The sequence below is a fragment of the Glutamicibacter arilaitensis genome (genome assembly GCF_044793945.1).
Lineage (GTDB): Bacteria > Actinomycetota > Actinomycetes > Actinomycetales > Micrococcaceae > Glutamicibacter > Glutamicibacter arilaitensis_B.
In genome coordinates, this window is sequence record NZ_CP084994.1 from 1,672,818 (window position 1) to 1,698,925 (window position 26,108).

Here is a 26,108-nt window from a genome sequence, read left to right on the forward strand (position 1 = left end):
CCATGGCTGCCGAAGATCTCGAAAACTACGAATCAGACCTTGAATTACAGCTGTACCGCGAGTACAAGGCTGTGGTGGGTCTGTTTAACTACGTGGTGGAAACAGAACGCCGCTTTTATCTGGCGAACCAGGTCGATGTGAAGACGCTCACCGACTCCGGCGAGGTGTACTTCGAACTGAACCTCACCGATGCGTGGGTCTGGGACATCTACCGCCAGGGCCGTTTTGTGAAGACCGTGAAGGTACTGACCTTCAAGGATGTGAACGTCGAGGAGCTGAACCGCGACGAGCTGCAGATCCCTAAAGACGGACTGCCAAGCTAAACGCCCAGAACGCAAGAAAGGCTCCCAACCATCAACTGGTTGGGAGCCTTTCGCGTGCTCAAGGGCTTTACGCTAGTCGCTAGCTGGTCATGCCGTCGACGAACTCACGGTTTTCTTCCATCCACTGCTTAACCAGCGGCTGGTAGTCATCGGTGTCGTTCTCCACGAAGAGGAGGTTTTCTAGATCGTAGAGCGTATCCAGATCCATCTTGAAGTCACTCATCCACTTCGCCACCTCGGCGTGATCATCGGCAAAGCCCGCACGGCTGAAGGTGTGAATGCCTTCGGCGTCACCCAAGGAGCCCTTCGGGTCCTCCAGGTTCTTCACTGGGTAGGCGCTGTATGCCCAATGCGGCTCCCAGAGCGTAACGACGATGTTCTCATCGTTCTTCGTTGCGGTCTCCAGCTCGGTGAGCATCGCTGAGGTGGAACTGGTCAGGAATTCCATATCATCCAGGCCATAATCCGGGATGGCAGCCTCGTTCATGGCCTCGGTCAATCCGGCACCCGGCTCAATGCCCACGATGCGGTTGCTGAACTTGTCCGCGTTCGCCGCCAATTCTTCCAGCGAATCAATCGGAGCGTCCTCGTTCACGGCCACAGTTAATCGTGACTCGCTGTTCCATGCACCCAGATCCTCGATGTCATCGCCGTAATCTTCGAGGTAGGAGGCGTGCGTGACCGGGAGCCATACGTCGGTGGTCAGGTCGTAGTCACCTGAAGACAAGCCTTGGAAGAGGGGAGCGACGTCGGCGTTAATCAGTTCAACCTCGTAGCCCTTTTCTTCCAGGACTGCTTTCCACAGCTCACTGCTGGCGATGCCTTCGTCCCAGCCGTTGAAGACCGCGATATTCAACTTCTTATCTTCTCCGGCGGCTTCGGTGTCGCCACCGTTGCCGCAGGCGGTCAACGCCAAGGCGCTGGCCGCGAGGACCGCTCCAACCTTGAGGGTGTTGAGTTTCATGATCGTGATTCCTTTCGGGGTGGCGGTGTCAGCCGCCAGTTACATTGGTGGTTCGATGCGGGATGTTAGGCCGCGAGTTCTTGTTCTTTCACCGTGGCTGCCGCCTTGCGGCGCTTGGCGAACCAGGAAAAGAGCCCGGACTGCCGTCCGAAGGCATTGGTCAGCCGGTCGAGGATCATCGCAAGGATCACCACGCCCAGGCCCGCCTCGACGCCCAGCGCAGTATCCAGCCGGCCCAGCGAGGCAATCACGTCGCCGCCAAGGCCGCCGGCGCCGACCATGCCGGCGATCACGACCATGGACAGCGAGAGCATGATGACTTGGTTGACGCCAGCCATGATGGTCGGCAGTGCTAGCGGCAGTTGGATCTGGCGCAGGATGCGCCCGGAGGAGGACCCGAAGGCCTGGCCTGCTTCGACGACTTCCCGATCCACCGAGCGGATGCCCAGTTCGGTAAAGCGTACGCCGGGGGCTAGCGCGAAGGCGATGGTGGCCACGATGCCCGGGGCCACGCCGACGCGGAAGAGCATCAGCGCCGGAATCAGGTAGACGAAGGCCGGCATGGTCTGCAGGAAGTCCAAAAAAGGCCGGACGATCTGCGAGAAGGTCTGCGACTTGGCCGCCCAAATTCCCAGCGGAAGCGAGATCAACAGCGCCCAGAACGTTGCTACCAGCACCAAGGCCAGGGTGACCATGGCGTTGTCCCATTGGTCCATGCCCACGATCAAAACCAGTCCGAGCATCGCTCCGAGCATGAACTGCCAGCCGCGCGCGAAGAGTGCGATTAGCGCTACCAAGGCGATGATGATTGAGAAATGCGGGGTGCCTAGCACGTAGTAGACCCCGTCATACATTTCCACGAAGATCGCGCGGAGCAAGTCGAAGAACGGGCCCATATTGTCTACGACCCAGTCGACGCCCTTTTCGGCGACATCTCCGACCGGAATAATAAAGTCGTCCATTAGTTTTCCTCCCCGGCGCCCTGCAAGGCCGCACTGACAACGTTGCCCGGCAGTGGTTTATCCAGCACCGTCATTTCTTCGGTCGGTGGGGTAGTAGAGGCCAGCGCCGCCAGCAGCGTCACCCGCGGGATCACTCCGAGCAAGCGGTTCTCGCTATCGGTGACAGTCACCGGCAAGGGCGACTCCACCGAGGGAACGAACAGATCGATCAGCTGCGTATCGCGGTTGACCGATTCCAGTGGCTGGATCTTGGAGGTGATGGAAGTCTCGCCCTGGCGGACAAGCTTCAGGGCATCCCGGTCGGTGATCATCCCCAGAACCTTGCGATCCCGGTCGGTGACGATCGCCGCGGAGAGGAACATCTCGTGCATTGTGCGCAAGGCATTGCGCGGCCCGGCGGTCTCCAGAATGACAGCCCTTGTTGGTTCGAGCACGGAGGAGGCAGTCAGCACGCGAGCGCGGTCCACATCCTGCACGAATTGGGCTACATAGTCGTTGGCAGGATCCATGAGGATTTCCTCAGGGGTGCCCACCTGGACGATCTGTCCGTCACGCATCACCGCGATGCGGTCCCCAAGGAACATCGCCTCATTCAAATCGTGGGTAATGAACACGATTGTTTTGCCGAGCTTGGCTTGCAGCTGAACCAGTTGCTCTTGCATCTCGCGGCGGATCAGCGGGTCAAGTGCGGAGAACGCCTCGTCCATGAGCAGCAGTTCGGTGTCTGCCGCAAGTGCCCGGGCGATACCTACGCGCTGCTGCATGCCACCGGATAGCTCGCTGGGCATTTTGTCGCCCCAGCCGGTCAAGCCGACCAGATCTAGAGTTTTCGCGGCGGTGGATAGCCGCTGGGCCCGAGCCACGCCCTGCTGTTCGAGCGGGTAGGCGACATTGGCCAGTACGGAGCGGTGTGGCAGCAAGGCGAAGTGCTGGAAAACCATTGAGACGCGTTTTCGTCGAACTTCACGCAGCTTCGCCGCTGACATGCCGGTGATCTTGTCATCCCCGATGGTAATTTGGCCCGAGGTGGCGTCCCATAGGCCGTTCAGAGTGCGGATCAGCGTAGATTTGCCCGAACCAGAAAGTCCCATGACGACGAAAATTTCGCCTTCTTTAACTTCAAAAGAGGCATCAATAACGGCTGCGGTGTTCGATGCCGGCAGGTCTTGTCGCTTCGTTCCGGCTTTGAGCTTCTTCACCGCTTCCTGCGGCTTGCGACCGAAGACCTTGTACAAGTTCTCGACCTTGACGGCGATGTTGCTGGTCATTGTCTCCACTGCCCGTCTACCTGTGAAGGCACGAGCCGATTAGGGACCACAAGTTTCGGCCGCAGCAATCAGATCCTAGAACTAAAGATCGCTGGCACTCGCTTCTTGCTTGCGCGGCCCGAAGTTGGCCTCCAGATCGCGCACAGTCCTTGATTCTTTTATTCTTGGCTGACACAAACTGCATGTCGAGACCGATATCCACACTAACAAATTACCGGAGAATAGTTCTTCGGCATGGCGTGAAATCCTCCAATACTGTCCCGCTAAAACCTCAATTTATCGCGGATTCTAGGCCTAGAATCGTAAGTTATCCAATCGTTATATTCGACCGTTTCTTATCTGCTCGGAAAGTGTTTATTTGGGATATTTTGATATACGGGAAGCAGTGAGCTTGCACCTGCGATTAGTGTTCTATCGGGCATAGGAGGACTGTCCGATGTGCTGTCATAAGCGATGTGTGGGCAGCTTTCCACCGACGAACTCGAACATTCGAATCAATGAAGGATTGGAATCTCCAGGAAGAAATCTGCCGAGAAAAATTCACTTTATACGCGAGTTAAGCACCGACGATTGTGCCGAAGGGGAACCAAATTTGCGCAGGGCAGTTTATAATATCTATGCGAATCTGCCGGTGAGACGGTAGGTTCTACGACTGATTATGCATGCGTAAAGTTGCGGATTCTAGGTATGTAGTTGTGGCGCATTTCCCCGTTGGCCCACTCGTGGCTATTGCTTCCAGTAGAGGGAGAAGTCCGAGCGCTCAAACGATTCGATTACCGCGAGCATGCGCATTCTGCGCCTCCCTTGGGCCCGGCAGCGGTCGAACCAGGAGGCATCTCAACTGCATTGTGTTCGGGGAGTTTCTAGTGATTGGCCGCCATGCTGGTGTCGTTGCAAACTTGCAAACGAAATGGCTAGCCAAGCTGTTGTTTCATAACTACCGTTCTGGCCCAAAGTCTCTGAACATGCGGCCAGTGTGGCGCTGATCGGTCGTACGACTTGGCATTACAAATTCAAGCACCAGATCCAGAATGCCAACTAGAAAATTACGGTTAGCCAGCCGGTATCCACAGTTCTAGGAGGATGAAGCGATACTCGGCGAAGGCGGAGACCCTGGCAGTGTCCAAGCGAGGCTTTCGTGGATCTTTCAACGCATCGACTCATGGATAGCATGGTCAACCTCGTTCAACGAGCCCAATCGCTGGAAGCTTGGTATTACCCTGCCGACTGCGTTCTCGCTGGCGGTGAGCGTGCAGCTCTTGCGGACTTCTAGCAGCAAGACTAACTGTGCGGAAACTTCCAGTTCCTCCGCGTTATCTACTGCCTTGACTAAAGTGTCTGTGACGACAAGGCTGCCGTGGTTGTCCAGAGGCTGGATTCACGTATTTGCCTCACCGCGAATCGAATCAGATTGGCATCTCTGCACACCTAATCGTTCGCGACGGAAAACCCAGTGATTGGTATGCCTCATAGTAACGGGTTGTCCACATCTGGCAGCAGGCCCACAGACATCGAATCATCGTGAACGCATGATGGGGGACAAGGAATCGGATCTATTTGAAGGCTTCGTGATGAAAAACAAACATCAAGTGCTCGGGGATCAAGGTGAGCAAGCCGCCGTCGACTATCTCACCGCGCAGGGCTATACGATCCTAGAGCGCAATTGGCGCTGCAAATCAGGGGAGCTTGATCTAGTGGCGGCAGATGCGGACGGGTTTGTCCTTGCGGTCGAGGTGAAAACCCGAACCTCGGCACGCTATGGCACCGGATTCGATGCGATTACCCCAGCGAAATATCGCCGCCTGCAACGACTGCTCATCCAATGGGGCCACGCACGACAACGCTACATCGGGATGTTGCGCATCGACATAGTGGAGGTCCGCCCCGATGCAGAGGGGTTCAGCTGCGAACACCATGAGCAGGTGGGAGCATGAGCGTAGCGCGCACTTGCGCCGTAGGACTGCTGGGGGTGCAACCGGCGCTGATCGATGTGGAAGCAGACCTTGGCAATGGCATTCCGGGGTTTCTGATTTTGGGATTGCCGGACGCTTCCTTGAACGAGGCTCGCGAACGGATCAAAGCCGCTGCTCGGAACAGCGGAATTCCGTTAGCGAACCGGAAACTCACGGTGAATCTCAGCCCAGCTACACTTCCGAAATTTGGCTCGGGCTTTGACTTGGCGATCGTCGTCGCGGCCCTGGCCGCCGATGGTCAGCTGTCCGTACCAGCGCGGACTATCTTCTTAGCGGAGTTGGCCCTTGACGGCACACTGCGTCCGGTGGCCGGGGTTCTGCCCTCCGTTCGCTTTGCGAGCGCAGCCGGTTTCACGCACGTGGTGGTGAGCGCAGCCAACGCTCGGGAAGCTGAGCTCGTACCCGGCGTGCATGTCACCGGAGCGGAGCATCTGGGCGAAGTCCTCGGATTATGCGGGGCACCTTCGGATAGTATTCGCACCTACCTTAGGCACCGCAGTCAACCACCCGAGCAGGCGTCTGCGGCCGAAGAAACACCGCAGGATCTGTGCTTGGTCAACGGGCAATTCGAAGCCAAGCTTGCCCTCGAAATCGCGGCCGCCGGGGGCCACCACCTGATCATGGTGGGTCCGGCCGGAGCTGGCAAGACGATGTTGGCTCGATGCCTGCCAGGCATCCTTCCGCCGCTTGATGATGCCGACTCGCTCGAAGCGACGGCAATCCACTCAATTACCCGTGGCGGACAGGGCGGGATCAGGCAGCTTCAACGAACGCCACCCTTTGTCGCACCACACCATACCGCCTCGGCCTCCGCGCTGCTAGGCGGCGGCAGCCGCGCAATTCGCCCCGGCGCCATCACCCGAGCCCATGCCGGAATATTGTTTCTCGACGAAGCCACCGAATTCCAAGCCGGTGTGCTCGATGCGCTGCGCCAACCGGTCGAAGAAGGGCGAATCAACCTTGCCCGAGCCAGCGGACACCAGCAATTGCCTGCACGTTTCCAACTGATCCTGGCCGCCAATCCCTGTCCCTGCGGTCGCAATTTTGGCACCGGAACCGCCTGCACTTGCACGCCCAACGCTAGAAGGCGCTACTTCTCCAAACTTTCGGGCCCGCTATTGGACCGCATCGACCTGCAGGTTCGAATGAATGCGCTCACCGGACAGCAGTTGCTCGGGCGGGATGCCGGTGAGTCAAGCGCACAGGTCCGCGAGCGCGTTCTTCAAGCCCGTGCGCGGGCCGCCCAAAGGCTCAACCCTTGGGGACTGAACTGCAACGCACGCATGTCGGCCAAGATCCTACGCCAGGAGCTTCACTACCCGCAGGCCACCCAGCGGGCACTGGAACGCGTCTCCGAGCAGGCGGATCTTTCAGCCCGTGGCATGGACCGCATGCTGCGTGTCGCATGGACCGTCGCCGATCAGCAAGAGCACCAAGCGCCGACGGTGGATGACCTCGACGCTGCACTGCATTTTCGACAAAACCTCGAGCCCCGATAGGAACTGGTCATGCATTGCTCCTACACTCCCGAGCAGTTGTGCTTCGCAGAACTCAACACGCTGATCGAGCCGAACGACTACGCCAGCAACGGGCTGCTGCAGTTGATGAGCCCGGCCGAACTAGTGCAACTGATTCGCCGGGAGGACCATGTACCTGGCGGACTAGCCCCAGCCTTGGAAGAGGTGTTGGGACAGGGCTTTTCCGGAAGCCGGACGATGAGCTTGCCGGTGGCACTTGCCCGATGGCGTAAACGTTTGAGTTTCAGCAACCCGGTGGACGCACTAGACCGAATCTCGGCGCTCAACGGTGGATTGCTCACTCCCACGGATGCCGACTGGCCAGCTCAGTTCGATGACCTCGGGTTGGGCAAACCCCTGTGCCTATGGTGGCGCAGCAAACGTCCGGAACTCCTGGCAGCGCTGGAGGCAGAACGCTGCATCTCGATCGTCGGCGCACGGGACTCCAGCGACTACGGACATCAGGTGACTTATGAGCTGGCCCGTAAATTGGGTCTTCGCGGATTTACTATTGTTTCTGGCGGCGCTTACGGTATCGATGCCAGCGCCCACCGTGCTGCGTTGTCGGTCACGGATTTGGAGGCACCCAGCTATCCGACGATCACGATCCTGGCCGGGGGAGCAGACAAACCCTATCCGGCGGGTAACGAGACCTTGCTCAGGCAGATCATCGACACCGGGTTGCTGCTCTCCGAAGTGCCTCCGGGTACCGCACCCACTCGCTTCAGATTCCTCAATCGCAACAGATTAATTGCCGCGATTAGCAGGCTTACTTTGATTACGGAGGCGCGGCACCGATCCGGGGCGCTGAATACCGCGAGCCACGCGGTGGATCTCGGGCGCGATGTCGCCGCGGTTCCGGGAAGTGTTTATTCGCCGAACTCTGCCGGCACGCACCGACTGTTAGCCGCAGGTACGGCAGCCTTGGTGACCGGTGCGGCAGACGTCTTGGAGTTAATTGGTGTTCCAGCCGAACCAACTCCGCCAGCAGCGCAAACAGTTGATGTTCAGGATTTGCGCCCTACCGATGGGCTCAGCAGGCCCCAGTCAATGATCTACGACGTGATGAATTTCGTGCAGGGAAACGTACCGGATGAAATTTCGGCCTTGAGCGGTATCCCGATTCTGGACACTCTGCGTGCGCTGAGCGCCATGGAACGGCTCGGGAAAGTCGAGTCCAATGGGGCACGGTGGCGGTTGGTGCGCCGTGGATCCGTTTCCGCGCAGAACACGGTAAATTGAAGGAGATGAAGTCCGAACCTGTCAGCTCCGCACCACACCAGATTCCGGTGGCCATTACCGAGCCAATCGACGACTATCTGGATTATCTTCGCCTGGAGCGAGGCCGGAGCGAGAATACCTTGCGCGCCTACGGCGTTGACCTTCGACTCATGTCAGGCCACCTTGCCGGTAACTGCCACGTTCGACAGCTGACTGAGGTGAATGTGGATATGCTCCGCGAATGGTTGGCGGAGTTACACGAGGCGCAAATTTCTCGCACCACCATCGCCCGGCGAATTTCGTCGGTGAAGAACTTCTTCGCATGGGCGCTCAAACACGGAATCGTCGCCAAGGACCCGGCGCTTCGGTTGGTGGCCCCGAAAAAAGAACAGCGTCTGCCCCATGTGCTGCAGTCCGGACAGATCGATCGCTTGCTCTCCCGGCCAGCGGCCGCGCCGCCCGCTGAACCCTCCGATAGCCCGAAGACAAAAGCCGCTCGGCAAGCGGAACAAAAACGCTTAGCTCTCGCTGCCCGTGATCGGGTGATCGCGGAGCTGCTGTACGCCTCGGGGCTGCGCGTGAGCGAGCTCGTCTCCTTGGACATCGCTGACATTGATTTCGAACGGCGCACTTTGCGTGTGATGGGTAAGGGCAACAAAGAACGAGTGGTCCCTTTCGGGAAGCCTGCAGAGCGCGTGATCGAGCCCTGGCTGAAAAATCACCGCCGTGTCTTGGTGACGCCCGAAGCTGAAGGCGCATTGCTGGTTGGTTCCCGTGGCGCTCGGCTTAACGTCCGACAGGCGCGCCAGGTCATCGCGCAGGCTCTCGAATCTTTGGGGGACACCTCGGCGAGCGGACCGCACGCGCTGCGGCACACCGTGGCGACGCATTTGCTCGATGGCGGAGCAGATCTGCGTGCCGTGCAAGAGTTCCTGGGGCACTCGTCTTTGGCAACCACGCAGCTATATACCCACGTCTCGGTGGACCGGCTACGGCAAAGTTACCGGCAAGCACACCCCCGGGCATGATTGTTTGGGTGTAATCTACGAGAAGTTCCCGGTACAGCTGGCGAAAGCGCCCGGGTTCGGGCAAAATGGTACTTGTCGGTAGAAAATGCACTTCGACGAAGTTGACGTAGGGGAAGACGATCAACATCGTAACGGAGGATGGCATGTCTGCACCGATGACCAGAGGCGTGATCTTTATTCACTCGGCCTCTGCCGCGTTATGCCCACATCTTGAGTGGGCTATTGAGGCGGTGCTGGGTGGACCGGTCAAGATGGACTGGAACGACCAGCACGTAGCGCCTGGACTTCGTCGCGCCGAAATTACCTGGACCGGACCACAGGGAACCGGAGCCATCCTCGCCTCATCCATGCGCGGCTGGCAGCATCTGCGCTTCGAAATTACCGAAGAGCCAAGTCAAGGTTGCGATGGCAGCCGCTGGTCATTCACCCCTGATCTGGGGATCTTCCATGCAACCGTCGACGTCTCGGGCAACATTATGGTTGGCGAAGAGCGCATCCGTTGGGCCTACGAAAAAGGCGACGGAAACGCGGCCGTCTTCTTCCAAGAGATGTCTGTTGCCCTCGGTGAAGCCTGGGACGAAGAACTTGAACCATTCCGCCATGCAGGTGAAGACGCCCCTGTTCGATGGCTCAACCAGGTGGTATAACAACTGGTTACTAAGTCTCCGGGAGACCACTTGCGTCTTCCCGAGTAGATCCCCGGTGGTGCGGGGTGTTACCGCAAAAAAACGGGATCCCGATGCGAATCGGGGTCCCGTTTGCCGTAGGTGATATTTCAGCGCACCACGTCGTACACGTTTTTCTGAATTCCGTTGGGATACACGGCTGAATCGGTGAGCGCTAATTTCTGCGCCGGCAACGATGCCTCACTGAACAGCCTCTTGCCCGCGCCCAATAGCACCGGGAACACCAGCAAATGGTAACGGTCAATCAACTGGTGCTCCTGCAGGGAATGGAGCAAAGTCGTGGACCCGTGCACGATCAGCGGTCCACCATCGCCGGCGCGGAGCCGTGCTACCTCGGCGGCAGATCGCAAGATCTGCGTCTGGCCCCAGTTGTCCACCAAATCTCGGTTGTGCAGAGTAGTAGACACCACGTACTTTGGCATCGCGTTGTACTTCGGAAAGTCTTCGGTTAGATCTGGCCAGACGGAGCTGAAGGATTGGTAGCTGACTCGGCCTAGGAGCATGGCTTCAGCTTCATCTTGTTCGGACCCCTTCAGCGCGTAGGCCGCGGGATCAAAATCAACGCTGGACATGGTCCATCCGGAGTTTCGGTACCCCGGTTCGCCGCCCGGGGCCTCCATGACGCCGTCCGCCGAAATAAATGCTGTCGCGATGAGTTTACGCATGGCATTTGCCTCTTTCGTAGGTTGCCGATAACGCAGAGCCTAACAACGCGCGGGTTGTCGAACAATAGTTTGGACGTGCCAACCGGCGCTTAAAACACCGATGGCGGGGCAGCTCTAGAAAACTAGAGGTACCCCACCATCGAATCAAGCGGTAACTAGACGCTGCGGATTGCCACCACGGCATTGTGTCCACCGAAACCGAAGGAGTTATTCAGTGCCACGATGCTGCCCTCTGCGGGAAGCAAAGCTGGCTGGCCGGTAACGACCTTCAGCGGGATTTCCGGGTCCTGGTTGTCCAGATTGATGGTGACCGGGGCCTTGCGGTTGTAGATCGCCAGCGTGGTCAGCACCGATTCGACGGCACCAGATGCGCCGAGCAGGTGGCCCATCTGCGACTTGGTAGCTGAGACCCAGACATCGTCCAGGTGATCGCCCAGAGCGGCGCGCAGCGCGGTGTACTCCGGCTTGTCGCCCACCGGGGTGGAGGTCGCGTGCGCGTTGACGTGAACGACGTCCTCCGGCTGGATTAGACCATCGAACATGGCCGCCTTCAGCGCACGGGTTGCACCCAGACCCTGAGGATCGGGTGCCGTGATGTGGTGCGCGTCGGAGGTGACCGAGGTTCCGGCCAACTCGGCGTAGATGCGTGCGCCACGAGCCAGTGCGTGCTCTTCGGCTTCCAGCACCAGTGCGCCGGCGCCTTCACCCATGACAAAGCCGTTGCGGTCGATGTCATACGGGCGGGAGGCGCCCTGTGGATTGTCGTTGCTGCGCGAGAGCGCCTGCATCGAAGAGAATGCTGCGATCGGCATCGGGTGGATCGCGGCTTCCGCGCCGCCAACCATCACGATATCTGCCTTGCCCGAGCGGATCAGCTCAAGACCCACGTGCATGGCCTCGGTGCCTGAAGCACAAGCCGAAACCGGAGTGTGCGCGCCGGCTTCGGCACCCAAGTCCAGCGACACGGCGGCGGCTGGGCCGTTTGGCATCAGCATCGGCACGGTCATCGGAAGCACGCGGCGCGGGCCCTTTTCGCGCAGGGTATCCCAGGCGTCAAGCAGGGTCCACACTCCGCCAATGCCGGTGGCGAAAGCGACGGCCAGCTTTTTGCGGTCGAAATCTACGATCCCCGAATCCTTCCAGGCTTCGCGCGAGGCAACCACGGCGAACTGGGTGGATGGGTCCATGCGCTTGGCTTCCACGCGGGAAAGCACATCGGTGGCTGGGACCGAGGCGCGCGCTGCGAAGGTGACGGGCAGGTTGTATTCCTCCACCCAGGAATCGGTCAAGGTGGCGGCGCCGGAGACGCCCTTGAGGGCGTTCTCCCAAAGGGTGGGGACGTCCCCACCGATGGGGGTTGTGGCTCCGAGACCGGTGATCACTACTTTGCGCGCCATCATCAAACTCTCTACTGGGCGGTGTAAAAATATTGGGGGCCGGCTTCACGTACCGGCCCGTGCGTGCGGCTTTCCCACACAACGGGTTGCCGCGCCTCTGCAGGTGCGGCGGTAAGGCTTAGGCCTGTGCGGCGGCGATGAAGCTCACTGCGTCGCCAACGGTCTTCAGGTTCTTGACTTCCTCGTCCGGGATCTTGACCTCGAACTTGTCCTCGGCCTCAACGACGATGGTCATCATCGAGATCGAGTCGATGTCCAGGTCTTCGGTGAAGGACTTGTCCAGCTGCACGTCGGCAACGTCCAGGCCGGTCTCGGCGTTCACGATTTCGGCGAGGCCCGCCAGGATTTCTTCGTTGCTAGCCATCAGGTGGCTCCTTTTCTCGTTGTGCCGGAATGTTCCGGTCATTGTGTGTGGCGCAGTTCCCCGTCCGGGGCACTGTCCGGCTTAGATAAAATTTTACTGGTTCCCACCAGTCGGTGTTCGCCTTCGGGTTAAAGCTTAGGGCAGGAGTACTACCTGAGCACCAAAGACAAGCCCGGCACCGAAACCTATCTGCAGGGCAAGCTTGCCCGAAAGCTCCGGGTGCTCGCGGCGCATGCGGTCCATGGCCATCGGAATCGAGGCAGCCGAGGTATTGCCGTTCTCGGCGATATCGCGCGCTACCACCACCGAATCGGGAAGTTTCAGCTGCTTGACCATCTCGTCGATAATGCGCATATTTGCCTGATGCGGAATGAAAGCGGCCAGATCCTTGGCTTCGATCCCGGCCTCGCTCAGGGCCTTGCGTGCCATCTTCGCCATTTCCCAGACCGCCCAGCGGAAAACCGTCTGGCCGTCCTGGCGCAGCGTCGGCCACGGATTGGCGTGTTCCTCCAGTGGTTCGTCGACGGCGCTTTCAAGCAGCTCGTTTTCGCTGCCGAGCACCGATTCGCGCAGCGCCAGCTGCGAGTGAGTCATGCTGATCGCGTTCCACTTCGAGCCGTCAGAGCCCCACACCGAAGGGGAGATCCCCGGAACTTCGGAGGCACCGATCACTACGGCGCCCGCGCCGTCGCCGAGCAGGAATGAGATGGTGCGTTCGGAATTGTCGATGTAATCCGAGAGCTTCTCCACGCCTACCACCAGCACATGCTGGGCCAGCCCGGCGCGCACCAGCGCGTCGGCTTGAGCCACCGCGTAGCAGTAGCCGGCGCACGCGGCGGAGATGTCGTAGGCCGGAGCCGGGGTGGCGCCCAAGCGGTCGGTCAACGCGGAAGCCGCCGACGGGGTCGCATGCGGGAAGGTCACCGTTGCAACGATGACGGTATCCACCTGTTCGGCGGTGATTCCGGCGTCCTCCAAAGCACTGCGGGCGGCGGCTTCGGCCATATCGAGCACCGAGGTATTCGCATCGGCGCGGTGGCGGGTGATGATGCCGGTGCGCTGGCGGATCCACTCGTCCGAGGAATCGATCCACTGGCAGATATCGTCGTTGGTGACCACGACATCCGGGCGGAAGGATCCGGTGCCCAGAATGCGGCTGTAGGCGTTGGTGGCAGGGGTTTTCAGTTGCACGCTCATGATTGCGGAAAGGTGCCCGTCTGCTAGTTGGCGGTGTGCTCGGCGATGAAGTCGCGGGCTGCTGCCAGGTCTTCGGGGGTTTTCACAGCGAGGGTTTTTACGCCCTTCAGGCCGCGGCGGGCCAAGCCCACCAAGGTGCCTGCGGGGGAGAGTTCCAGTAGCCCGGTCACTCCCTGGACGGCCAAGGTCTCCATGCACAGGTCCCAGCGGACCGGGCGGGAGACCTGAGCTACCAGCGAATTCAGGTTCGCCTCGCCGTTGGCTACCGGGGCGCCGTCAAAGTTCGAGAGCAGCACCTGGGTCGGGGACTGCGGGTTCAGCGTGCTCGAGAGTTCTTCGAGCACTCCCACTGCTGGCTGCATGTGCGCGGTGTGGAATGCGCCGGCGACCTTCAAGGGGATCACGCGGGCCTTCGCCGGCGGGTTGGCCACTAGCGCTTCGAGCTGTTCCAGCGTGCCGGCGGCGACTGTCTGCCCGCCACCGTTGGCGTTGGCCGGGGTCAAGCCCAGTTCGTCGAGTTTGGCGAGCACCTCATCCGGGTCTCCGCCGAGCACCGCTGCCATGCCGGTAGGGGTGGCAGCCGCGGCTTCGGCCATCGCGTTGGCGCGTTCCCGGACAAAAATCATTGCATCGTTTTCAGCCAGCGCACCGGCCAGGGCCGAGGCGGTGATTTCTCCGACCGAGTGTCCGGCCAGGATGGCGCCGGCGGGCAGCTGCTCACCGAAGAGTGCGCGCGCGGTCACCAGGCCTGCGGCGACGATCAGCGGCTGGGCGACGGCGGTGTCTTTGATGGTTTCTTCATCCGAGACGGTGCCGTGGGCGATGAGATCGCGTCCGGTGATCTCGCTCAGGGCCGACAGATGGTCGCGAACGCCATCCACCTCGAGCCATTCGGTGAGGAAACCTGGGGTCTGGGAGCCCTGTCCGGGGCAAACGATTGCTAGCACTCTTACAGCTTTCCAAATAGTTGTGGCTTCACGCGCGGTATTTCGGTACCAAGCTCGTCGAACCTCTTTGTAGGAACTCTACAAAAGCTTATCGTACGCCGAGCACGAAAACCCATGTAATGCGGTTGTGTTGCGTCCGTTGAACTGTGCGGTCTCCATAAAAACATGAGCTCGGCTAGTCCGCCTCGGCAAGCCGTCCGACCACCAAAGCGGTCTGCAGCACAAATGCGTCGCGGGCCACCAGCGGATCCCAGCCGGTCACTTCGGAGACGCGTTTGAGCCGGTAGCGCACGGTATTGGCGTGCACGAACAGCTGCCGGGCGGTGCCCTCCAGGGAATGGCCCAAGGAAAGGTAGCTGGACAGCGTTTCGAGCAGCCCATTGCCCGCATGCACCAGCGGCACGTAGACGCGGTCGACCAGTGCGGTGCGCGCCAACTGGTCGCCGTTGAATACGCGCTCGGGCCACAGATCGTCGGCGCCCACCGGCGTGGGGGCCTGCGGCCAGGCCTTGGATGCGGCATAGCCGGCCACCGCGGCGCTGGCGGCGGTGTGCATATCCTTGACCGTCTCGGCCATCGGGGAATACACGATCGGGCCGGGCCCGAAGAACCTCGCAAAGCGCGAGAGGTCAGCTTCCTCGAATTTGGTATCCGAGAGCATCAGGATCGCCCGCTCGCCGAGCACTCCCACCAGCGAGTCGCTGGAATAGCGCAGCGCCATCCGGCGCAGCGCCGCGACGAAGGTCACCGAGTTCGAGCCCGGGGTGGTGCCCACCATGATGCGGATATTCTTCTGCGACTTCCAGCCGATGGCGGCGATGCGCGAGGAAAGGGAATCCTGGGATTCGCCGTGCAACACCGCGTCAACCACGTGCGCTTCGAGCCGGGAGTCCCAAGCTCCGCGGGTTTCCGCGGCTCGGGCGTACACGTCGGCGGCGGCGAAAGCGACCTCGCGCGAGTAGCGCAGCACCGCCTCGCGCAGCTGGGCCTGTTCGTTTTCCGCGGCGATATCAGGGACCTGGGATTCGACGACCTCCACAATGGTGCGCAGCAGGGCCAGCGCTTTCTGCAGCGAGATCGAGCGGGTCAGCTCGGTGGGGGCGGCGCCGAAGACGTCGTTCATCACCCAGGCCGGAGTGGATTCGGGTTCCTCGTACCAGGAGACGAAGGTGGAGATGCCCTTCTGGGCGACCAGTCCCAGGGCGGCGCGTTCGGCCGGTTCCAGCGAGCGGTACCAGGGCAGGGACTGGTCCAGATACTTCAGCGCCGTAGTGGAAAGCACCCCGAGATGGCTTTTGAGCCGGCGGATGGTTTCCGGCGTGGGCTTGGGCAAACGCACGGCGCGCGAGCGCACGCTGGATGTGGGTTCGACCTGAGGACTCATAATTCACAGCATACGGAAGTTTTCCGGTACTCGCTCGTAGGTTTGGCCCGCCGCAAAGCGAATATGAGGTTAATAACCGCAAGGGCGCGAAGGCAGTAGAACTGCCTTCGCGCCCTTGGGCATCAGCTTGGCCTATGCCGAGGCTAGGAGTCGCCGCCCGCGTTGCCGGAGGTTCCGGCATTCGGGTTGTTCAGGTCGTACTTGGCGTGCGCCTTCACCGCGGTGTCCGCCGGGATCTCGCCGCGTTCTGCCAGCGAGGCCAAGGTCTTGACCACCAGGGTGTGCGAGTCGATCTTGAAGAAACGACGCGCCGCCGCACGGGTGTCGGAGAAGCCGAAGCCGTCCGCGCCCAAGGTGTGGAATTCACCTGGAACGTAAGGCCGGATCTGCTCGGGCACCGCACGCATGTAGTCGGTGGTGGCGATGACCGGACCGGTGGTGGACTGCAACTTGTTGGTCACAAACGGCACCGGCCGAGCGATGGATGGGTTGGTGAGCACCGCGTCGTCGGCGATCTGGCCGTCGCGCGCCAACTCGTTCCAGGAGGTCACCGACCAGACATCGGCGGAGACACCCCACTCATCGGCCAGGATCTGCTGGGCTTCCACGGCCCACGCAAGCGCCACGCCGGAGGCGAGCAGCTGGGCGCGCGGTCCGTCGGTGGTCGCTTCCTTCAGCAGGTAGATGCCCTTGACGATGCCCTCGACGTCAACATTCTCCGGCTCGGCAGGCTGGGAGATCGGCTCGTTGTACACGGTGAGGTAGTACATCACGTTTGGATCTTCGTGCTTCCCGCCGTACATGCGGTCCAAGCCCGAGCGCATGATGTGCCCGATCTCGTAGCCGAAGGCCGGGTCGTAGGTGACTACCGCCGGGTTGGTTGCGGCAAGCAGCGGCGAGTGGCCGTCCGCGTGCTGCAGTCCCTCGCCGGTCAGCGTGGTACGCCCTGCGGTGGCGCCGATGATGAAGCCACGGGTCATCTGATCCGCTGCCGCCCAGAAGGCATCGCCGGTGCGCTGGAAACCGAACATCGAGTAGAACACGTAGATCGGGATCAGCGGTTCGTCGTGGGTGGAGTAGCTGGTGCCCGCGGCGGTGAAGGCGGCGACTGCGCCGGCCTCGTTGATGCCCGGGTGGATCAGCTGTCCGGCAGGGGATTCCTTGTAGGCCAGCACCAGATCGCGGTCAACCGACAGGTAGTTCTGTCCGGCCGGGTTGTAGATCTTGGCGGTAGGGAAGAAGGAGTCCATGCCGAAGGTGCGCGACTCATCGGGCACGATCGGCACGATGCGGTGCCCGAAGTCCTTATCGCGCATCAGGTCCTTGAGCAGGCGCACGAAGGCCATGGTGGTGGCCGCCTGCTGCTTGCCCGAACCGCGCTTGGCGAAGGCGTAGGACTTGTCCCCGGGCAGGGAGATCGGCGTGCTGGTCTCCTTGCGGCGGGTCGGCACCGCGCCGCCGAGCTCCGCACGGCGTTCCATCATGTACTTGTACTCCGCGGAGTCAACACCTGGGTGGTAGTACGGCGGCAGGTACGGATCGGCTTCGAGCTGCTCGTCGGTGATCGGGATGCGCAGGTGATCGCGGAAGCCCTTGAGGTCCTCCAGGGTCAGCTTCTTCATCTGGTGGGTCGCGTTGCGCGCCTCGAAGTGCGTGCCCAGGCCGTAGCCCTTGACGGTCTTCGCCAGGATGACAGTTGGCTTGCCCTTGAACTCGGTGGCTGCCTTGTAGGCCGCGTAGACCTTGTGGTAATCGTGGCCGCCGCGCTTGAGGTTCCAGATCTCGTCGTCGGTGTATTCGGAAACCAATTCCTTGGTCTCCGGACGCTGGCCGAAGAAATGCTCGCGGACGAATGCGCCGGACTCTGCCTTGTAGGTCTGGTAGTCGCCATCCGGGGTCTGGTTCATGACGTCGACCAGTGCGCCGTCTGGGTCGGCTTCGAGCAGGGCATCCCACTCGCGGCCCCAAACGACCTTGATGACGTTCCAGCCGGCACCGCGGAAGAAGGCTTCGAGTTCCTGCATGATCTTGCCGTTGCCGCGCACCGGTCCGTCCAGGCGCTGCAGGTTGCAGTTCACCACGAAGGTGAGGTTATCAAGCTTCTCGTTGGCTGCGAGCTGGAGGAATCCGCGCGACTCCGGCTCGTCCATTTCGCCGTCGCCCAGGTAGGCCCAGACGTGCTGGTCGGAGGTGTCCTTGATGCCGCGGTTATGGATGTAGCGGTTCAGCTGCGCCTGGTAGATGGCGTTTGCCGGGCCCAAGCCCATCGACACGGTCGGGAACTGCCAGAAGTCAGGCATCGAACGCGGGTGCGGGTAGGAAGGCAATGCGTGGCCTTCCTTGGACTTCTCCTGGCGGAAGCCGTCCATGTCCTCTTCGCCCAGTCGTCCTTCGAGGAAGGCGCGAGCGTACATGCCCGGGGAGGCGTGGCCCTGGAAGAAGATCTGGTCGCCGCCGCCTGCATGGTCCTTGCCGCGGAAGAAGTGGTTGAAGCCGACCTCGTAAAGGGTGGCAGCACCGGCGTAGGTGGAGATGTGTCCGCCGACGCCAATGTCTGGATGCTGGCCGCGGTGCACCATGATCGCTGCGTTCCAGCGCATATATGCGCGGAAACGGCGTTCTACGGACTCGTCGCCCGGGAATTCTGGTTCCTGATCCACTGGAATGGTGTTCACGTAGTCAGTGGTGGTCACGTGTGGGACACCAACAGACTTCGCGCCGGCGCGCTGCAGCAGCGAGCGGATGATGAACTGAGCACGTTCGGTGCCCTGCGACTCGACAAGCGAATCGAATGAGTCCAACCATTCCTGAGTTTCCTCAGGATCCCGATCGGATAGCTGGTAAGTCAAACCACTACGGATCTGGGAGATATGTTCCTCTACAGCCACGGATGCTCCTTGATTGAATTGCGGCTCCGTCGATTTGGTCTAAGTTTGGACCGGGCGACGGGTTGGGACTTTGAGACAGACACGCTTGATTGACGTGAGCATCTCGTTTCAACCCATACTCTAGTTCTTATGGGGAAGTGAAAAGTACACGTTTTTGACCCAAAAACGGCTTATATCTGACTTATTGAGTGACATATGCAACTCGGTACAGGAGCTATGCGGCCAATGGTCGTGTAAGAATGATGTGAGTCACAATGCATCGAGGTAGAATTACCGGCGTGTTACGTCGTTAGCGCTTGAATGGGACGACAAAAGAGTGTTTTGTTGTTAGTAACGCTTTGTATCAGCAGGAGGAATGAAGTGAGCAACGCCGTATCGGCAAACCCGGAACCCGCTAAGATCATGGGTTTCAAAGATGAAGACCTTATTCAGGAACTGGGCTATGACGAAGACGTGGACTTCGATCTTCGTGATGCTATCGAGGACCTGATTGGTTCAGAATTGCTCACCGAAGACGACCACGACGTAGTCGATTCAGTCATTTTCTGGTGGCGCGACGGCGATGGTGACTTGGTCGATGCCCTAATGGATTCATTAGAATGCCTCGACGAAGGCGGCATTGTCTGGTTGCTAACCCCTAAGCAGGGTCGGGTCGGACATGTGTCCCCAAGCCAGATTCAACAGGATGCTCCCACCGCGGGACTTCACGTCACTACAACCGAGGGTGTCTCTGAGGACTGGTCCGCCATCCGCCTGGCACCACGCAAGAAGAACTAATGATCGAAGCAGGTTCACGCCTGTTCGATTTCTCGCTGGAAAATCAGTACGGCGAAACGATCACCAGCACCCAGCTCGCTTCGGGCCGGGTGCTGGTGGTTTTTTATCCGTGGGCATTTTCCCGCGTCTGCGGATCCGAACTGGCGGAAATTCAAGAACACCACCAAAAGTTCCTCGATCAGCAGGTGCGAGTGGTGGCGATCTCGGTGGATCACAAGTTTGCGCTGCGCACCTACGCCGAGCAGCTTGGAATCGAGTTCGACCTACTCGCGGACTTCTGGCCGCATGGGGCAGTAGCCCAGGGAATCGGCGCCTTTGACGAGGAAAAGGGGGTAGCAACGCGCCTGACGCTCTATCTGGTGAACGGCGTCGTGCAAGAAGTGATAACCAGCTCGATGACCGAACCGCGCAGTCTGGAGAGCTACTTCGAGGCGGTCAAGAGGTCGCGGTGACGCGGCTCGCCGCACGCCGGGTGCCATCGATTTGCACGGTGAGGAAAATGCCGGTAAATTTATCTCTCGTTGGCTTGGATAAACGCAAGACAGCATAAAGGTTTGGGCCTTTAGCTCAGCTGGTAGAGCGTCACGTTTACACCGTGAATGTCATCGGTTCGATCCCGGTAGGGCCCACCACGCAAAACCCGTTCTGACTTGTCTGTATAGACTGGTTAGGGCGGGTTTTTTGTATTTTAACGCCAACTGATACGGGCCATTTAAGTTCTATTTCATCCCGGTAACCATAGAGCGAGTGTAATCGAAAGACATACTTTCATCTTCGGTGGTTACCTGAACTAATTTGAGTTCAGGAGTTTCCCACCCGACCTTTGACATGATATCCCAGCCCACATGCTCAATTGAGGGTTCATCCCATTTGCCGTTTTTGATAACTACTTTCAAGACCCCCTGCTCAGGTGAAGACCATTCGGCAATCTCGCGTTGAGCTGAGCCCTTGAAAAATGCGTTGAAACTTGCCGCGCCGTTGCCGTTCAAGAACAGGTTGATCATGTCATCTGCCCATGCTTGGCGCGGCGCAGTGGTCTTACTTTCACTGGCACTTGGCTTGGCACTCGGCTCGACCGACTTCGACACTGCCTGAGCGCTTGCCGAGGCGCTAGGCTAGGCTTTGGCGCTTGGAGTGGCATCGGTGGATTGATTGCCCGCAGTGCAGCCGGTGAGAGTGAGAGCGGCGATTAGGGCGTTCGGGGCAAGTTTCTTCACAGCAGTTTCCTCCAAAAGGTTTTGATACGAGTGCGACGAGGGCGGGCGACGGTTTTCGACTTAGCCCTTATTGATTTGGTATACGCGGGCATTGCTCAGCCCGGTTACTTCGGGAATCGTTGCCGTAGAGATACTAGGGTCCGCGATAGCTGCACATACTGCATCGGCGAGTTCGTCAGCGGCTAATGATTGCGCCTTGTCTGCAATTGCCTTCTTGGCAGCTGCTAGTTTCAAAGCTTCTAAATCATTGGCCATATTTGGCATCGTTTGCAGGTCCAATCGTTGCTCTCAATACTGTGTTTCTAGCCCATTAGACTTGATTTATTCTTGTAATCCCAACCCTAGTGGACAAGGCCTCATTATGCGGTGGACGGGATTTTGGCGTTAGGGCGCGACCTGTTCTTCCAGATTCTCACGCACAGCCCAGATTTCGGTCTGTGGGTTCTCGATGAGGTCCCAGGTGATGAGTTCGCAGCGGGGGTTGTGTCCGAGTCGTACTTGCACTCTCCATACCACGTAGTCGATCTGAACGTCTGTGTTCTTGGGAATCCGAAAAGTGGTATCTTCCCACCAGCGGGTGCGCTCAAACCATTTGGTCGGTTCCGACACCAATATGCCAGACCCGGCCGCCACGCCGAATGCGGAGCGGCTGGCCGGAGTAAAGACAACATCAACAGGAGCCATGCTGACTAACTTACGGACGTGAACCGACAGTAAAGTAAATTACGTTGAATGGTTGCCCGACACCACTAAAACTGCTGTTCAACGTGGTGCTCACCTCGCCTGATCGCAGTAGTGTCCGAGCACCGTTTTAGCCTTATGTTTCAAGGGTTTGCCCTCACGTTTACACCGTGAATGTCATCGGTTCGATCCCGGTAGGGCCCACCAAAATTTCATAGTTCAAAACGGCATATGTCCGATTTGAGAACACGATTCAGCGGCTCGCCCTCAGGGTAGGTCGCTGTTTTCGTGTAGCAAGATCGGAAAGCATGTGTTGGCGGTGTTAGTCCTAGTGGTCATGTGTTTTGGGTGTCTTCTGTACACCTTTTTGGCACTTAACCCTTGATTGCCTGCAGCCGATCATCGAGAGCTTCAGCAGAAGTGATGACGAAGCCCAGGAGCTCTGGCCTGTCTCTCAGTGAGGGGTGTCTCCAATTACTCGACTGCCAATCCAAAGAACTATCTGGACGTTGTCGATTAATGCCTAAGCGATGTGCGTCGTCAGGCTTCGAAAGTAGACACGGCGTTCCAAAAAGACATCCACACCCGAGCATGCTGTTGATCGGAACCGACTTGTAGGCTCCTGCGGTGTCGTGGCGCAACCCTAGGTAATGCATACCGTTTGAACGGCACGGGGTTCACCGGCGGGTATTGATTTCTTAAAACGAGGATCTTCGTCGGACGGCTGTTGTCCGTGGCAGGTACGGATGCCGAGGAAAGAAGATCGTGATCGGTGTCCTGCTGCCGAAAGCGCCTGTGAGCCAGGGGGCATTGGAATAGGAATACGCTCAGCGTGGTTACTGCTTAAAGCGACAATATTCCGTTTTGCGAAGAAAATACTGCAAAACTTCTACCTTAAGGAAACGATTTGCCTGTTCCGTTGAGCATTCTTGATCTTGCCTCTATCTCTGAAGGCTCCACTGCGCGGGAGGGGATCGCCGCTTCGATGAAGACCGCCCGGCTGGCAGATGAACTTGGGTACCATCGGCTGTGGTTTGCCGAACACCACAACACCCCAAGTCTTGCCTCGAGCGCCACGGCGTTGCTCATTTCGCAGGCGGCCTCGGTCACCGAGAGGATTCGCGTGGGTTCTGGTGGCGTGATGCTGCCTAACCACTCTCCGCTGATGGTCGCTGAGCAGTATGGAACCTTGGTTAACATGCACGGTGATCGGATCGATCTGGGTCTTGGCCGCGCACCAGGAACAGACGGTATGACCGCGCAGGCGCTCAGTCGTTCCTCCGCTGAGCCGCAAGAGTTTGCGCGGAGCATTTATGACCTGCAGGGCTGGTTCGGAGAGACCGGCACGGCCCACAGCATGCCGATCGTCTCCGCGGTGTCAGCCGGCATGAACGTGCCGATTTGGGTGCTCGGCTCCACGGTCAATGGTGCGTCTATCGCCGGCCAGTTGGGTCTGCCATTTTCGATCGCCTCGCACTTCGCTCCGGAACAAGTTGACCACGCGCTGAAAGTCTACCGAGAGGCATTCAATCCGCAGGCGGTGACGGCTCAGATAGAAAAGCCCTACGTGATGGCTGGCATCAACGTGATGGTCGCGGACACCGACGAGGAGGCTGCGCGAGAATTCACGGTGATAGAGCAGATGTTCCAAGATATTCAGCACGGACAATCACGCAAGCTGCAGCCTCCGGTGGACCCCGAAACGCTGGCAGGTCTCGGCGCCATGAGAAACCCGATGCTGAAGATCAAGGCGGTAGGCGCTGCCTCGACGGTGAAAGCTGAGCTGGATGCTTTCGTGCAGCGAACCGGTGCGGATGAACTCATTACGACGACTTATGCCTTCGATCCAGCTGTGCGTGATCATTCCTTGCAGCTACTAGCGCAGGCCTGGTTCTAACGCTTCGAGTTGTGGCGCAATCTGAGTGAGCCTGGACCGAACCGTGATGCGAGAGACGCACGTCACGCCCTGCTGATTTGCGCGGATAGGGAATCGCAAGTAAAGTTATTCTCTGTTGGCGCGAAGAAAATTCTTCGTTCAGCAATCGTCGGGGCCTTTAGCTCAGCTGGTAGAGCGTCACGTTTACACCGTGAATGTCATCGGTTCGATCCCGGTAGGGCCCACCAAGCAAAACCCGTTCTGACTAGTCTGTATAGACTGGTCAGCGCGGGTTTTTTGCATTTTTACGCCAAATGATAAGGGCAAGTGCTTCCGCGTATTTCCAACACTTTCGATTCATTTCCTAGTGCTGGAACTTTCCGAAAACTGTCCGGGTTTTGTCCCATTACTGTCCCGTTATTCGTCACTGAGTAGAGCCTGCGTGCGAGTAGACACATCATCAAGGTCTTGATCGAACAATCCAGCGTACGTAGCCAAGATGATCGATGCCGCGGCGTGCCCCAGCATCAGCTGCACGACCTTTACCGAAGCCCCGGACTGTACGAGCCATGACGCAGCCGTGTGTCGCAAATCGTGGACCCAAAGTCCCTTCGGTATCGTCAGTGCGCTCTTGTCACCCGGATATTTCTTTGCCTCAGCGGTTGCGTTTATTGACGCGATAGCTGAATCAAAATCGCGGTGCTTGAAGTTATTCGGCCTGATTTGGTGGCCACGAGCAGACTTGAACAAAAGTTCGTTAGGCCATCGATCTTTCACCAAGGGTTCGAGCATTGCCGAAATGTACGAGGGGATAGGAACCGTCCTGGCTTTAACATTTTCTGCTGGCCCAACAACCGAGCGGCCACCCTTTACAAAGACCACAGCGCGTTCGACGCGTATACGACCACGGCCGATCTGCACGTCCTTCACACGTAGTTCTACAGCTTCGCCGACGCGAAGCCCACAGCTAGCCAGTAACCAAATAAGGGGCCGTTATCGCTCGTTGACTGTGTCGGCCAGAGCGTTCATTGGGAGACATCTAATAACTGGTGCTCACGGGCTCGACCCGTTGGCACCAATGATCAGGCAGTAATAGTCAGAATCCCCAATTCCTAATCGCGAACTATCAGACTACCCAAAGGAAAAGCAGCCTGTTGGATTATTGCGGCACAAAGTCCCGGTCAGAGGAGATGGTACGGGTTCTGGAGTTGCTGGTGACGGATCAATAACCACTGCCGTTGTAATCCAGACGAGAGACACGAAGTACGCGACTAGCGAGATCTCCAACGGTCCGCTGATCTGGGGAGCGAAGAAACGCGGCAAGTGTGTTGTATCTGAAAATTACATCCCGGGTTACATGCTCTGGGTATATGAGAATGGAGCGCCCGATGACTAACCGAACCCCGCTAAACCCGGACGCGGTGACCGCCGTTGCGCGGGCACTAAACGAAGCCGGATGGACATGCTAGGAGGGCGGCATGGAGCCCGGAAATTACGATGAGTGCGAAGGCTGCCAAGAGGCGTGCGACAAAATCGCACGCAAAGACCTCGCCGCGTTGCCCGCCGCCCAGCCGGGAGTGAACATCCTGAAAGAACTCGACGCGTTGCCGATGTTGACCATTGTCCGCGATGCTCACGGACACCGTGCAGAGAAGTGGGTTCACGGCTTCAAGCTAGTTGGCGCGGCAGGAACATACTCGGTCTCCCTCCCTGCCCGTGTCCTGTACCGCCCGGAGGTGCCAGGTTTGGATTAATAGAAACGGGCGTGGCAGCACAAGAATGCTGACACGCCCGAAACGAAGACTAGGTTATGCGTAAGCGTAACCGGTAGACGACCTGAAGACATGCCCGCCGCTATTCATCATGTACAGCTTGAATGTCACCCGCTTACTTTCCACCTTGCCGTATTTATCCAAATCAATGCACGACCACGAGTCAAACACGCCCGTACCCAACTGAATAAGCGCATTCCCATTGACATAAAACGCGACATTTGCGGTGTAACCGCGTCCAACCTTTTGCTTGATACAGAACTCGTTGGTCGACGCATAGAACTTGTAGTAAATATGGCTCGCACCGTTGTAGGTGGAGCCGATGGATGTTCCAGCGTTAGCTGGGGCAGCACCCGCAACAGCGGTTCCGCCAATTAGCGCTAGCGAGAGTAACGCAGCGGAAAGTTTGCGTTTGAAAGACATGGGGACTCCTTGAGGGTAAAGAAAACGAACGGACTAAGAATTTCACAGGTGAATGACAGTGTCCACCAATCCCACAAAAATAAATCGTGCCGATAGGAGAACTAAATGGTTGTGAAGTTCACCGCGCAGGAGCTTGGTAAAGCGATCAAGCGTTACCGTGGCGAGCCAGCGTACGCGCCGGGGCCAGAGGTCAGCGGGAAGCTGATCTGTGGGGCGAAGAAGAACACTGACCCGTGCGGATCATCGCCTGTGCCGGGTGGTACCAGGTGCGGGAGGCACGGCGGCAACTCACTGAAAGCCAAAGCCGCGGCCACTCAGCGGATGGCTGAGCAGGAGGCCCGCGAGATCCTCGGCCATATCGACCCGGCGGCGCCGCGTGAGAACCCCGTCGAAATGCTCCTCAACTTGATCCACGGGACGTCTGCTGAAATCAGCTGGCTCCGGCGCAAAGCCAAAGCTCTCAACGTAGAAGCGCTCGTGTACGGGCTCACCGAACGGCAAGAAGGCATCGGCCCGCAAGGCCCAGTCGACATGACCACCCACAAAGTCGAGCAGAACATCTGGTGAAAACTCCTACG

At 58.9% G+C, this 26,108-nt stretch carries 26 protein-coding genes and 2 tRNA genes; 13 read left to right on the forward strand and 15 right to left on the reverse strand.

Features of this window, described 5'->3' with window-relative positions; genetic code table 11:
• Nucleotides 1–2: 2 nt before the first annotated feature.
• Nucleotides 3–323, forward strand: a complete 321-nt coding sequence (locus tag LG294_RS07630) for a DUF2469 domain-containing protein (protein WP_404291058.1) — start codon at nucleotides 3–5, stop codon at nucleotides 321–323.
• A 79-nt stretch (nucleotides 324–402) separates the two neighbouring features.
• On the opposite strand, the gene LG294_RS07635 is transcribed toward LG294_RS07630, so the two are convergent.
• The 3 genes from LG294_RS07635 to LG294_RS07645 all read right to left on the reverse strand — a co-directional run bounded on the left by LG294_RS07635 (nucleotide 403) and on the right by LG294_RS07645 (nucleotide 3,517).
• Complete coding sequence (locus LG294_RS07635) at nucleotides 403–1,287, reverse strand: glycine betaine ABC transporter substrate-binding protein (protein ID WP_404291060.1); 885 nt, start codon at nucleotides 1,285–1,287, stop codon at nucleotides 403–405.
• 65 nt (nucleotides 1,288–1,352) lie between these two features.
• Nucleotides 1,353–2,249: an ABC transporter permease gene (locus LG294_RS07640; protein WP_404291062.1), complete on the reverse strand. Its 897-nt coding sequence runs from the start codon at nucleotides 2,247–2,249 to the stop codon at nucleotides 1,353–1,355.
• Nucleotides 2,249–3,517, reverse strand: coding sequence for a glycine betaine/L-proline ABC transporter ATP-binding protein (locus tag LG294_RS07645; RefSeq protein ID WP_404291064.1), 1,269 nt, complete (start codon nucleotides 3,515–3,517; stop codon nucleotides 2,249–2,251). Before LG294_RS07645 ends, LG294_RS07640 begins: the two co-directional genes overlap by 1 nt.
• 1,571 nt (nucleotides 3,518–5,088) lie before the next feature.
• Here LG294_RS07645 and LG294_RS07650 point away from each other — a divergent pair.
• From LG294_RS07650 to LG294_RS07670, 5 genes are all read left to right on the forward strand, one after another.
• The gene (locus tag LG294_RS07650) at nucleotides 5,089–5,451 is read left to right on the forward strand and encodes a YraN family protein (RefSeq protein WP_404291066.1); all 363 of its coding nucleotides are present in this window, start codon (nucleotides 5,089–5,091) and stop codon (nucleotides 5,449–5,451) included.
• A complete protein-coding gene (locus LG294_RS07655) occupies nucleotides 5,448–6,989 on the forward strand; it encodes a YifB family Mg chelatase-like AAA ATPase (protein WP_404291068.1) in 1,542 nt (513 codons plus the stop codon). The genes LG294_RS07650 and LG294_RS07655 overlap by 4 nt, the downstream gene beginning before the upstream one ends.
• A 9-nt stretch (nucleotides 6,990–6,998) precedes the next feature.
• Nucleotides 6,999–8,249 carry a DNA-processing protein DprA gene (locus LG294_RS07660; RefSeq protein WP_404291070.1) on the forward strand — a complete coding sequence of 417 codons (1,251 nt, stop codon included), beginning with the start codon at nucleotides 6,999–7,001 and terminating at the stop codon, nucleotides 8,247–8,249.
• Nucleotides 8,250–8,254: 5 nt separating this feature from the next.
• Nucleotides 8,255–9,256, forward strand: coding sequence for a tyrosine recombinase XerC (locus LG294_RS07665; RefSeq protein ID WP_404291072.1), 1,002 nt, complete (start codon nucleotides 8,255–8,257; stop codon nucleotides 9,254–9,256).
• Between the two features lie 143 nt (nucleotides 9,257–9,399).
• Nucleotides 9,400–9,903: a DUF3145 domain-containing protein gene (locus LG294_RS07670; RefSeq protein ID WP_404291074.1), complete on the forward strand. Its 504-nt coding sequence runs from the start codon at nucleotides 9,400–9,402 to the stop codon at nucleotides 9,901–9,903.
• Nucleotides 9,904–10,031: 128 nt separating this feature from the next.
• Here LG294_RS07670 and LG294_RS07675 read toward each other — a convergent pair whose 3' ends face one another.
• The 7 genes from LG294_RS07675 to aceE all read right to left on the reverse strand — a co-directional run bounded on the left by LG294_RS07675 (nucleotide 10,032) and on the right by aceE (nucleotide 18,784).
• A complete protein-coding gene (locus LG294_RS07675) occupies nucleotides 10,032–10,607 on the reverse strand; it encodes a dihydrofolate reductase family protein (RefSeq protein WP_404291076.1) in 576 nt (191 codons plus the stop codon).
• A gap of 155 nt (nucleotides 10,608–10,762) precedes the next feature.
• Nucleotides 10,763–12,004 (reverse strand): beta-ketoacyl-[acyl-carrier-protein] synthase family protein, encoded by a 1,242-nt coding sequence (locus LG294_RS07680; RefSeq protein ID WP_404291078.1) that lies wholly within the window; start codon nucleotides 12,002–12,004, stop codon nucleotides 10,763–10,765.
• A gap of 118 nt (nucleotides 12,005–12,122) precedes the next feature.
• Nucleotides 12,123–12,368, reverse strand: coding sequence for an acyl carrier protein (locus LG294_RS07685; RefSeq protein WP_096287019.1), 246 nt, complete (start codon nucleotides 12,366–12,368; stop codon nucleotides 12,123–12,125).
• Nucleotides 12,369–12,503: 135 nt separating this feature from the next.
• A complete protein-coding gene (locus LG294_RS07690; RefSeq protein ID WP_404291081.1) occupies nucleotides 12,504–13,565 on the reverse strand; it encodes a beta-ketoacyl-ACP synthase III in 1,062 nt (353 codons plus the stop codon).
• A 23-nt stretch (nucleotides 13,566–13,588) separates the two neighbouring features.
• Entirely contained in the window at nucleotides 13,589–14,512 is a 924-nt protein-coding gene (locus tag LG294_RS07695) for an ACP S-malonyltransferase (RefSeq protein WP_404291083.1), read from the reverse strand.
• Between the two features lie 175 nt (nucleotides 14,513–14,687).
• On the reverse strand, nucleotides 14,688–15,896 hold the full coding sequence (locus LG294_RS07700; protein ID WP_404291085.1) for a PucR family transcriptional regulator: 1,209 nt from the start codon (nucleotides 15,894–15,896) through the stop codon (nucleotides 14,688–14,690).
• Between the two features lie 143 nt (nucleotides 15,897–16,039).
• Complete coding sequence (aceE, locus tag LG294_RS07705; RefSeq protein ID WP_404291087.1) at nucleotides 16,040–18,784, reverse strand: pyruvate dehydrogenase (acetyl-transferring), homodimeric type; 2,745 nt, start codon at nucleotides 18,782–18,784, stop codon at nucleotides 16,040–16,042.
• Nucleotides 18,785–19,186: 402 nt separating this feature from the next.
• Between aceE and LG294_RS07710 the strand changes: the two genes are divergently transcribed.
• The 3 genes from LG294_RS07710 (at nucleotide 19,187) to LG294_RS07720 (ending at nucleotide 20,193) form a co-directional block, all read left to right on the forward strand.
• Nucleotides 19,187–19,561, forward strand: coding sequence for a DUF3052 domain-containing protein (locus LG294_RS07710; protein WP_404291686.1), 375 nt, complete (start codon nucleotides 19,187–19,189; stop codon nucleotides 19,559–19,561).
• A complete protein-coding gene (locus LG294_RS07715) occupies nucleotides 19,561–20,013 on the forward strand; it encodes a redoxin domain-containing protein (protein WP_404291089.1) in 453 nt (150 codons plus the stop codon). The genes LG294_RS07710 and LG294_RS07715 overlap by 1 nt, the downstream gene beginning before the upstream one ends.
• A 104-nt stretch (nucleotides 20,014–20,117) precedes the next feature.
• Nucleotides 20,118–20,193: transfer RNA gene (locus tag LG294_RS07720), tRNA-Val, on the forward strand.
• Between the two features lie 87 nt (nucleotides 20,194–20,280).
• On the opposite strand, the gene LG294_RS07725 is transcribed toward LG294_RS07720, so the two are convergent.
• The 3 genes from LG294_RS07725 to LG294_RS07735 form a co-directional block, all read right to left on the reverse strand.
• Nucleotides 20,281–20,565, reverse strand: coding sequence for a hypothetical protein (locus tag LG294_RS07725; RefSeq protein WP_404291091.1), 285 nt, complete (start codon nucleotides 20,563–20,565; stop codon nucleotides 20,281–20,283).
• A 273-nt stretch (nucleotides 20,566–20,838) separates the two neighbouring features.
• On the reverse strand, nucleotides 20,839–21,033 hold the full coding sequence (locus tag LG294_RS07730) for a hypothetical protein (RefSeq protein ID WP_404291093.1): 195 nt from the start codon (nucleotides 21,031–21,033) through the stop codon (nucleotides 20,839–20,841).
• A 129-nt stretch (nucleotides 21,034–21,162) separates the two neighbouring features.
• Entirely contained in the window at nucleotides 21,163–21,462 is a 300-nt protein-coding gene (locus tag LG294_RS07735; RefSeq protein ID WP_404291095.1) for a hypothetical protein, read from the reverse strand.
• Nucleotides 21,463–22,366: 904 nt separating this feature from the next.
• Between LG294_RS07735 and LG294_RS07740 the strand changes: the two genes are divergently transcribed.
• Nucleotides 22,367–23,356 carry an LLM class flavin-dependent oxidoreductase gene (locus LG294_RS07740; protein WP_404291097.1) on the forward strand — a complete coding sequence of 330 codons (990 nt, stop codon included), beginning with the start codon at nucleotides 22,367–22,369 and terminating at the stop codon, nucleotides 23,354–23,356.
• Between the two features lie 151 nt (nucleotides 23,357–23,507).
• Nucleotides 23,508–23,583 (forward strand) — tRNA-Val (locus LG294_RS07745).
• Between the two features lie 169 nt (nucleotides 23,584–23,752).
• Here LG294_RS07745 and LG294_RS07750 read toward each other — a convergent pair.
• Nucleotides 23,753–24,265: a tyrosine-type recombinase/integrase gene (locus LG294_RS07750; RefSeq protein ID WP_404291099.1), complete on the reverse strand. Its 513-nt coding sequence runs from the start codon at nucleotides 24,263–24,265 to the stop codon at nucleotides 23,753–23,755.
• A gap of 548 nt (nucleotides 24,266–24,813) precedes the next feature.
• On the opposite strand from LG294_RS07750, the gene LG294_RS07755 reads away from it, so the two are divergent.
• Entirely contained in the window at nucleotides 24,814–25,089 is a 276-nt protein-coding gene (locus LG294_RS07755; RefSeq protein WP_404291101.1) for a hypothetical protein, read from the forward strand.
• Between the two features lie 54 nt (nucleotides 25,090–25,143).
• On the opposite strand, the gene LG294_RS07760 is transcribed toward LG294_RS07755, so the two are convergent.
• Nucleotides 25,144–25,530, reverse strand: a complete 387-nt coding sequence (locus LG294_RS07760) for a hypothetical protein (RefSeq protein WP_404291103.1) — start codon at nucleotides 25,528–25,530, stop codon at nucleotides 25,144–25,146.
• Nucleotides 25,531–25,635: 105 nt separating this feature from the next.
• On the opposite strand from LG294_RS07760, the gene LG294_RS07765 reads away from it, so the two are divergent.
• Nucleotides 25,636–26,097, forward strand: coding sequence for a hypothetical protein (locus tag LG294_RS07765; RefSeq protein WP_404291105.1), 462 nt, complete (start codon nucleotides 25,636–25,638; stop codon nucleotides 26,095–26,097).
• Nucleotides 26,098–26,108: the final 11 nt, after the last annotated feature.

Coding starts and splice junctions, on each gene's coding strand:
- LG294_RS07690 (WP_404291081.1), bottom strand. CDS start 13,565: ATGAGCGTGCAACTGAAAACCCCTGCCACCAACGCCTACAGCCGCATT.
- LG294_RS07730 (WP_404291093.1), bottom strand. CDS start 21,033: ATGGCCAATGATTTAGAAGCTTTGAAACTAGCAGCTGCCAAGAAGGCA.
- LG294_RS07655 (WP_404291068.1), top strand. CDS start 5,448: ATGAGCGTAGCGCGCACTTGCGCCGTAGGACTGCTGGGGGTGCAACCG.
- LG294_RS07710 (WP_404291686.1), top strand. CDS start 19,187: ATGGGTTTCAAAGATGAAGACCTTATTCAGGAACTGGGCTATGACGAA.
- LG294_RS07760 (WP_404291103.1), bottom strand. CDS start 25,530: ATGTCTTTCAAACGCAAACTTTCCGCTGCGTTACTCTCGCTAGCGCTA.
- LG294_RS07765 (WP_404291105.1), top strand. CDS start 25,636: ATGGTTGTGAAGTTCACCGCGCAGGAGCTTGGTAAAGCGATCAAGCGT.
- LG294_RS07715 (WP_404291089.1), top strand. CDS start 19,561: ATGATCGAAGCAGGTTCACGCCTGTTCGATTTCTCGCTGGAAAATCAG.
- LG294_RS07680 (WP_404291078.1), bottom strand. CDS start 12,004: ATGGCGCGCAAAGTAGTGATCACCGGTCTCGGAGCCACAACCCCCATC.
- LG294_RS07670 (WP_404291074.1), top strand. CDS start 9,400: ATGTCTGCACCGATGACCAGAGGCGTGATCTTTATTCACTCGGCCTCT.
- LG294_RS07700 (WP_404291085.1), bottom strand. CDS start 15,896: ATGAGTCCTCAGGTCGAACCCACATCCAGCGTGCGCTCGCGCGCCGTG.
- LG294_RS07640 (WP_404291062.1), bottom strand. CDS start 2,249: ATGGACGACTTTATTATTCCGGTCGGAGATGTCGCCGAAAAGGGCGTC.
- LG294_RS07645 (WP_404291064.1), bottom strand. CDS start 3,517: ATGACCAGCAACATCGCCGTCAAGGTCGAGAACTTGTACAAGGTCTTC.
- LG294_RS07630 (WP_404291058.1), top strand. CDS start 3: ATGGCTGCCGAAGATCTCGAAAACTACGAATCAGACCTTGAATTACAG.
- LG294_RS07725 (WP_404291091.1), bottom strand. CDS start 20,565: ATGATCAACCTGTTCTTGAACGGCAACGGCGCGGCAAGTTTCAACGCA.
- LG294_RS07675 (WP_404291076.1), bottom strand. CDS start 10,607: ATGCGTAAACTCATCGCGACAGCATTTATTTCGGCGGACGGCGTCATG.
- LG294_RS07685 (WP_096287019.1), bottom strand. CDS start 12,368: ATGGCTAGCAACGAAGAAATCCTGGCGGGCCTCGCCGAAATCGTGAAC.
- LG294_RS07650 (WP_404291066.1), top strand. CDS start 5,089: ATGAAAAACAAACATCAAGTGCTCGGGGATCAAGGTGAGCAAGCCGCC.
- LG294_RS07660 (WP_404291070.1), top strand. CDS start 6,999: ATGCATTGCTCCTACACTCCCGAGCAGTTGTGCTTCGCAGAACTCAAC.
- LG294_RS07755 (WP_404291101.1), top strand. CDS start 24,814: ATGGAGCCCGGAAATTACGATGAGTGCGAAGGCTGCCAAGAGGCGTGC.
- LG294_RS07665 (WP_404291072.1), top strand. CDS start 8,255: ATGAAGTCCGAACCTGTCAGCTCCGCACCACACCAGATTCCGGTGGCC.
- LG294_RS07735 (WP_404291095.1), bottom strand. CDS start 21,462: ATGGCTCCTGTTGATGTTGTCTTTACTCCGGCCAGCCGCTCCGCATTC.
- LG294_RS07635 (WP_404291060.1), bottom strand. CDS start 1,287: ATGAAACTCAACACCCTCAAGGTTGGAGCGGTCCTCGCGGCCAGCGCC.